The organism is Thermomonas sp., assembly GCF_025993755.1.
GTDB lineage: Bacteria > Pseudomonadota > Gammaproteobacteria > Xanthomonadales > Xanthomonadaceae > Thermomonas.
On record NZ_JAMQHN010000149.1, the window covers coordinates 48,811 to 55,530 of the forward strand.

7 protein-coding genes are annotated in these 6,720 nt (G+C 66.2%); 5 read left to right on the forward strand and 2 right to left on the reverse strand.

Features of this window, described 5'->3' with window-relative positions:
* Position 1: 1 nt before the first annotated feature.
* From Q0X16_RS10845 to rpmG, 4 genes are all read left to right on the forward strand, one after another.
* Positions 2-1,792, forward strand: a complete 1,791-nt coding sequence (locus tag Q0X16_RS10845; protein ID WP_297834158.1) for a DUF885 family protein — start codon at positions 2-4, stop codon at positions 1,790-1,792.
* 19 nt (positions 1,793-1,811) lie between these two features.
* Positions 1,812-2,546, forward strand: coding sequence for a CPBP family intramembrane glutamic endopeptidase (locus tag Q0X16_RS10850; protein WP_297834161.1), 735 nt, complete (start codon positions 1,812-1,814; stop codon positions 2,544-2,546).
* 167 nt (positions 2,547-2,713) lie between these two features.
* On the forward strand, positions 2,714-2,950 hold the full coding sequence (rpmB, locus tag Q0X16_RS10855) for a 50S ribosomal protein L28 (RefSeq protein WP_297171525.1): 237 nt from the start codon (positions 2,714-2,716) through the stop codon (positions 2,948-2,950).
* A gap of 13 nt (positions 2,951-2,963) precedes the next feature.
* Positions 2,964-3,128, forward strand: a complete 165-nt coding sequence (gene rpmG, locus Q0X16_RS10860) for a 50S ribosomal protein L33 (RefSeq protein WP_114960770.1) — start codon at positions 2,964-2,966, stop codon at positions 3,126-3,128.
* Between the two features lie 128 nt (positions 3,129-3,256).
* Here rpmG and Q0X16_RS10865 read toward each other — a convergent pair whose 3' ends face one another.
* Positions 3,257-4,120 carry an undecaprenyl-diphosphate phosphatase gene (locus Q0X16_RS10865; protein ID WP_297834164.1) on the reverse strand — a complete coding sequence of 288 codons (864 nt, stop codon included), beginning with the start codon at positions 4,118-4,120 and terminating at the stop codon, positions 3,257-3,259.
* Between the two features lie 200 nt (positions 4,121-4,320).
* Here Q0X16_RS10865 and glnA point away from each other — a divergent pair, with 200 nt between their 5' ends.
* Positions 4,321-5,730: a type I glutamate--ammonia ligase gene (gene glnA / locus Q0X16_RS10870; RefSeq protein WP_297834167.1), complete on the forward strand. Its 1,410-nt coding sequence runs from the start codon at positions 4,321-4,323 to the stop codon at positions 5,728-5,730.
* A 21-nt stretch (positions 5,731-5,751) separates the two neighbouring features.
* On the opposite strand, the gene Q0X16_RS10875 is transcribed toward glnA, so the two are convergent.
* Positions 5,752-6,720 (reverse strand): GGDEF domain-containing phosphodiesterase (locus tag Q0X16_RS10875; RefSeq protein WP_297834170.1); only part of this gene is annotated, 969 nt, incomplete at its 5' end.

The window sequence follows — 6,720 nt, forward strand, 5'->3', positions numbered from 1 at the left end:
CGTGAAACTCCTGTTTGCCGCGGGCCTGCTCGCGCTTGTGCTGTCGCCCGCCGCCGCTCCCGCCTGGACGCCACCGCCCATGCCCACCCCCGATGCCGCAACAGACAGCGCCGATGCCGCTTTCCGCGCGATCTACGAAGACGAGTGGGCGTGGCGGCGCGCCCAGCCCGTCGACTGGGGCGAAGACAGCGACGACAGCCTCGGAACGATGGATCGGCAGCTGCGCGACGTCGGCCCGCAGGCGCAGGCGGCGCGGCTGGCCTATCTGCAAGGCGTGCTGACCCGGCTCGACGGCATCGATCCGCGCACGCTGTCCCCGGCGCAGCAGGTCAACTACGCGGTCTATCGCCCGCAGATCGAACACAAGGTCGCCGCGCTGCGCTTCCGCGACTACGAAATGCCGTTCAATTCCGACAGCGCGTTCTGGTCCAACCTCGATTACATGGCCGACGTCGCGCTGCCCGACGCCGACGCCTATCGTGCCTATGCCTCCCGCCTGCGCGACGTGCCACGCCATTTCGAGCAGCAGATCGCCAACATGCGCGCCGGCCTGGCGCGCGGCTTCTCGGTGCCGCGCGTGGTGCTGGCCGGACGCGACGGCTCGATCGCGATGACCGCCGAGCTGACCGATCCGGAAGCCTCCGCGCTGTGGGCACCGTACAAGACGATGCCCGCCACCATCCCGGCCGCCGAGCAGGAAGCCCTGCGCGCCGAGGGCCGCGCCGCGATCCGCGATGCGGTGATCCCCGCCTACAAGACCCTGCTGCGCTTCTTCCGCGATGAGTACGTCCCCCATGCGCGCACCACCCTGGCGGCCGAAGCGATGCCCGACGGCGTGGCCTGGTACCGCGAGCAGATCCGCGCCTACACCACCCTCGACCTGACGCCGGACGAGATCCACGCCATCGGCCTGCGCGAAGTGGCCGCCACCCGCGCCGAGATGGACGCCATCATCGAAAGGCTCGACTTCCAGGGCCGTTCACCGCAGACACGCTTCGCCGACTTCCTGCACTTCCTGCGCACCGACCCGCAGTTCTACGCCAAGACGCCGCAGGAACTACTCGACCGCGCGGCGTGGATCAGCAAGCGGGTCGATGGCGAGATCGGCAAGATCATCGGCACCCTGCCGCGCGGGCGCTTCACCATCAAGCCGGTGCCGCCGGCCATCGCCCCGTACTGGACCGCCGGCCGCGGCGGCGCCGACACCTACTGGGTCAACACCTGGGACCTGCCCAGCCGCCCGCTCTACAACCTGCCGGCGCTGACCCTGCACGAGTCCGCCCCCGGTCATTCTCTGCAGCAGTCGCTGGTGCTGGAACAGGGCGCGCTGCCGGGCTTTCGCAAGGAGTACATCAGCGCCTACGGCGAGGGCTGGGGCCTGTACAGCGAATGGCTGGGCAAGGAAATGGAGGTCTACGAGACCCCGTACGAGGAATTCGGCTACCTGACCTACTCGATGTGGCGCGCCTGCCGGCTGGTGATCGACACCGGCCTCCACCACATGGGCTGGACTAGGCAGCAGGCGATCGACTACCTGAAAGGCAATACCGCGCTGTCCGAACACGAAGTCGAAACCGAAGTCGACCGCTACATCAGCTGGCCCGGGCAGGCCCTGTCCTACAAGCTCGGCGAGCTGACCCTGCGCCGCCTGCGCCGCGAGGCCGAAGCCGCGCTAGGCCCGAAGTTCGACGTCCGCGCCTTCCACGACGTCGTGCTGGCGCAAGGCTCGGTGCCCCTGCCGGTGCTGGAGGCGCAGGTGCGGGCGTGGGTGACGGCACAGCAGGCGAAATGACGGTTCCCGGGGAAGAGCGATGAACAAACGCGTGCTGCCAGGTTTCCTGCTGCTGCTGGTCGTCTATCAGGCATCGGAAGGCCTGCAAACCGTGTTCGCGCCCGGCAACCCGCTGGGGCCGGCGTTGATGCTACTGGCGTTGCTGCTGGCATGGCCGGTCGGGCGCTGGATCGACGGCAGCGGCTTTCACGCGTTCGGGCTGGTGCGCGCGCGCTGGCCTGGCCTGCTGGTCGGCGGACTGGCGCTTGCGATCCTGGCGAAATTCGCCGCGGAAGCCGTGACGCTGGGGTTGGGCATCGAACGCCTCGTCCCGATGGAGGCGCTTCCACTGTCGGCACTGGGCCTGCTGGCTCTGACCACCTTCATTCCGTCGCTGGCCGAGGACATCCTCACCCGCGGGTTTCTGTTGCACTTCACCCCGAAGCCACTGGGTTTCTGGGCCTACGTGCTGGCCTCGGCACTGCTCTATACCGCCAACCACATGTGGCGCTTCGACTGGGGCCTGACCGAACAGCTGCGCCTGTTCTGCCTCGGCCTGGCCTATGCCGCCGCAGCCTACCGCTTCCGCTCGCTGTGGGCCGCCGTGGGCCTGCACTGGGGCTGGAACTTCGCCGGTTCGGCGCTCTCGCAAGCCTGGCCCGGCCCGGTCGACGATGTCGCCGCCGGACGCCTTGCGTCCGCCGCCGTGCATCTGGTGATTTTCGCCGTGATCGTGGGCTGGGTGCGGAACAGGAATACCGAGGGCAACGGCTGAGGGGCTTCCGGCGGCTGACCCGCGGCCGGTGCCAACTTTTTGCATTGCAAGGAAAATTCATCCATAATGCGCGGCTCGCTGCTTCCTGCAGCGCCTTCCCGCTGTCGTCAGCGGGGCCGCCGTCACCCGGGCTACGGGCGACAACCACACACCAATCGAGGTGCCCAGTGTCCAAAGTCTGCCAAGTCACCGGCAAGCGCACGACGACCGGCAACAACGTCTCGCATTCCAATCGCAAGACGCGTCGTCGCTTCCAGCCCAACCTCCACGAGCGCCGTTTCTGGGTCGCCTCGGAGAACCGTTGGGTCAAGCTCCGTGTTTCCAATGCCGCGCTGCGCACCATCGACAAGAACGGCATCGACGCCGTCCTCGCCGACCTGCGCAAGCAGGGCGAGAAGGTCTGAGGAGGACTGAATCATGGCCAGCAAGCGCGACAAGATCCGTCTGATTTCCTCGGCCGGCACCGGGCATTTCTACACGACCGACAAGAACAAGAAGAACACCCCGAACAAGATGGAGGTCAGCAAGTACGACCCCGTCGTTCGCAAGCACGTGATGTACAAGGAAGGCAAGATCAAGTGATGCGATGGCGCCGCGCCCCGTGCGCGGTTCGCCGGCTCATCCCGATCCCGTCATCCCGATTCCGCCTTTCCCCGAAAGCCCGCAGCAATGCGGGCTTTTGCTTTGTGTTTGCGCCGGTTCCCCCCGAATCACGAGCCCGACGGCAACCACAGCAACAGGGCCAGCCCGAAGGCGATGCGATAGACCGCAAACCAGGTGAAGCGGTGGCTCTGGATGTAGCGCAGCAGCCACTTCACGGCAACGAACGCGGTTGCCAGCGCGGCGGCGAAGGCCACGCCCAGCGCGGCCCAGTCCTCGTTGCCGATCTGGCCATGACGGGCCAGCGACAGCAGCTCATAGCCGGTGGCGGCGAACATGGTGGGGATGCCGACGAGGAAGGCGAATTCGGTGGCGGCGACCCGGCTGGTGGTGCCCGCCAGCAGGGCGATGAAGATGGTGGTCGCGCTGCGCGAGGTGCCGGGAAAGACGCCGGCCACGACCTGCGCGATGCCGACCAGGATCGCGATGGTCCAGCTCACGGCAGTGCGCTCGCCGTCGCGCGCCGCGCGTCGCGCCGCGAGGTATTCCGCCGCGATCATCCACAGCGCACCGATCACCAGCGCCCACGCCACCGGGCGTATTTGATCGGGCAGTTCCCAGCCCAGCTTCTTCACCAGCAGGCCGAGCACGGCGGTGGTCAGGAACGCGGCGATCAGCTTCCACGCATAGCCGCGTGCCGATGCCGGACTGGCGTCGGCAGCACGCGCGTCCGCAGCCGCAGCCTCCGGCGCCGGGCCGCGCCCGAGGAAGGCCAGCAGCATCGTCCACAGCCGCACGCGGTAAATCAGCACCACCGCCACGATCGCGCCAGCCTGGATGGCGATGTTGAACAGTTCGCTGCGCGCGCCCAGCCAGCGTTCGGCGATCAGCAGATGCCCGGTGCTGGAGATCGGCAGGAATTCGGTGATGCCTTCGATGATGCCCAGCAGTAGCGCGGCGAGGAGATCGTTCATTCAGGGGACCGGGACCGGAAGGCGCAGACGCAAGATTACCTGATTCCGCATGCACAATATATGTGCATTTAATAATGAAATCGCGCATTTTCAGTGCATTTTTAAAATCACTTGACAGTTTTCTTGTTGTAAATCAGCCAGGTGGAATTTGGCATGGAAGATGCTTTGAATTCTCCGCCTACCCAGCCAGAGCCCCGCCCATGTCCCTCGACCACATCGAATCCCTGCTCAAGACCCACAAGATCGAATTCGTCGATCTGCGTTTTGCCGACATGCGCGGCGTGCAGCACCACGTCACCTTCCCGGCCTCGATCGTCGACGCCAGCCTGTTCGAGGACGGACGGATGTTCGACGGCAGTTCGATCGGGGGCTGGCGCGGCATCCAGAACTCGGACATGGTGCTGTTGCCGGACGCCTCCACCGCCTATGTCGACCCGTTCACCGCCGATCCCACGCTGGTGCTGGTGTGCGACATCCTGGACCCGGCCACCATGCAGGCCTACACCCGCGATCCGCGCGGCGTGGCGCGCCGCGCCGAGGCCTTCCTGAAATCCAGCGGGATCGCCGAGCAGGCCTTCTTCGGCCCGGAGCCGGAGTTCTTCATCTTCGACTCGGTGCGTTTCGCCAACGAGATGGGGCACACCTTCTTCCAGATCGATTCGGAGGAGGCGCACTGGAATTCGGCGCGCGAATACGCCGGCGGCAACAGCGGCTACCGTCCGATGGTCAAGGGCGGTTATTTCCCGGTGGCGCCGCTGGATTCGCTGCACGACTTGCGCGCCGAGATGTGCAAGACGCTGGAAAAAGTCGGCATCGAAGTGGAGGTCCACCACCATGAAGTCGCCAACGCCGGCCAGTGCGAGATCGGCACCCGCTTCGACACGCTGGTGAAGAAGGCCGACGACCTGCTGACGATGAAATACGTCATCAAGAACGTGGCCCACCGCAACGGCAAGACCGCCACCTTCATGCCCAAACCCATCGTCGGCGACAACGGCAGCGGCATGCACGTCCACCAGTCGCTGGCCAAGGGCGGCGTCAACCTGTTCTCCGGCGACGGCTACGGCGGCCTGTCGCAGACCGCACTGTGGTACATCGGCGGCATCTTCAAGCACGCGCGCGCGATCAACGCCTTCGCCAACGCCACCACCAACAGCTACAAGCGGCTGGTGCCGGGTTTCGAAGCGCCGGTGATGCTGGCGTATTCGGCGAGCAACCGCTCCGCGTCCTGCCGCATTCCCTACGTCTCCAACCCGAAGGCACGGCGCATCGAGATGCGTTTCCCCGATCCGATGAACAGCGGCTACCTGACCTTCGCCGCCTTGCTGATGGCGGGACTGGACGGCATCAAGAACCGGATCGATCCGGGCGAGGCCAGCGACAAGGATCTCTACGACCTGCCTCCCGAGGAGGAGAAGAACTTCCCGACGGTCTGCCACTCGCTGGACCAGGCGCTGGAGGCGCTCGACGCCGACCGCGATTTCCTCAAGGCCGGCGGCGTGTTCACCGACGATTTCATCGACGCCTACATCGGGCTGAAGATGAAGGAGGTGACGGCGTTCCGCGCCGCGACGCATCCGCTCGAATACCAGCTGTACTACACGATCTGAGGATGTCGGTTTCGCCCTTCGCTACCCGGCCGCCTTCGCCCGCGCCAGCTCGATGAACGCCTCGTTGGGCACCGCCTGCGACCACAGGTAGCCCTGTCCGGTCTGGCAGTCCAGATCGCGCAGGCGCTGCAAGGTGGCCTCATCCTCGATGCCCTCGGCCACCACCGTCAGGCCCAGGCAATGCGCCATCTCGATGATCGCGCGCACCAGCGCCTCGTCGTTGGGGTCGTTGCAGATCCCATCGACGAATGAGCGGTCGATCTTGAGCCGATGCACGGCCAGTCGGCGCAGGTAGCCGAGGTTGGAATAACCGGTCCCGAAGTCGTCGATGGCGATCCGCACGCCGCGACGGGTCATCCGCTGCAGCAGTTCGGCGAGGTCGCGGGTGTCGGCCACCAGCGAGGACTCGGTCAGCTCCAGCTCCAGCGCCTTGCCCGACAGTCCGGCGGCAGCAAGCGCGCCGGCCACCATCACGTCGAAATCGTTGCGGCGCAGCTGCAGTGGCGACACGTTGACCGCCACCGTCAGTTCGCCCAGCCCGGCCGCACGCCAGCGCTGCGCATCGCGGCAGGCCTGCTGGAGGACCCAATCGCCGATCTCGTGGATCAAGCCGCTGCGCTCGGCGATCGGGATGAAGACGGCAGGCGGGATGAACCCTTGCTCCGGATGCCGCCAGCGCAACAGGGCCTCGGCCCCGACGATCCGTTCGCCCGCCAGATCGAGCTGGGGCTGGTAATACACCTGCAGTTCGCCGTTGGTCAGGGCGGTGCGCAGGCCGGCCGCGATGCGCAGCTGCTCGGCGACGCTTTCGTTCATGCCGGCATCGAAGAAGCAGAACGTGTTGCGGCCGATCGCCTTGGCCTTGTACATCGCCAGGTCCGCGTTCTTGAGCAGCACGTCGATATCCTCGCCGTCGCGCGGCGAGACCGCGATGCCCATGGACACGGTGACGAGTACCGGCATCCCCTCGATCGAGAACTCCTCGCGGAA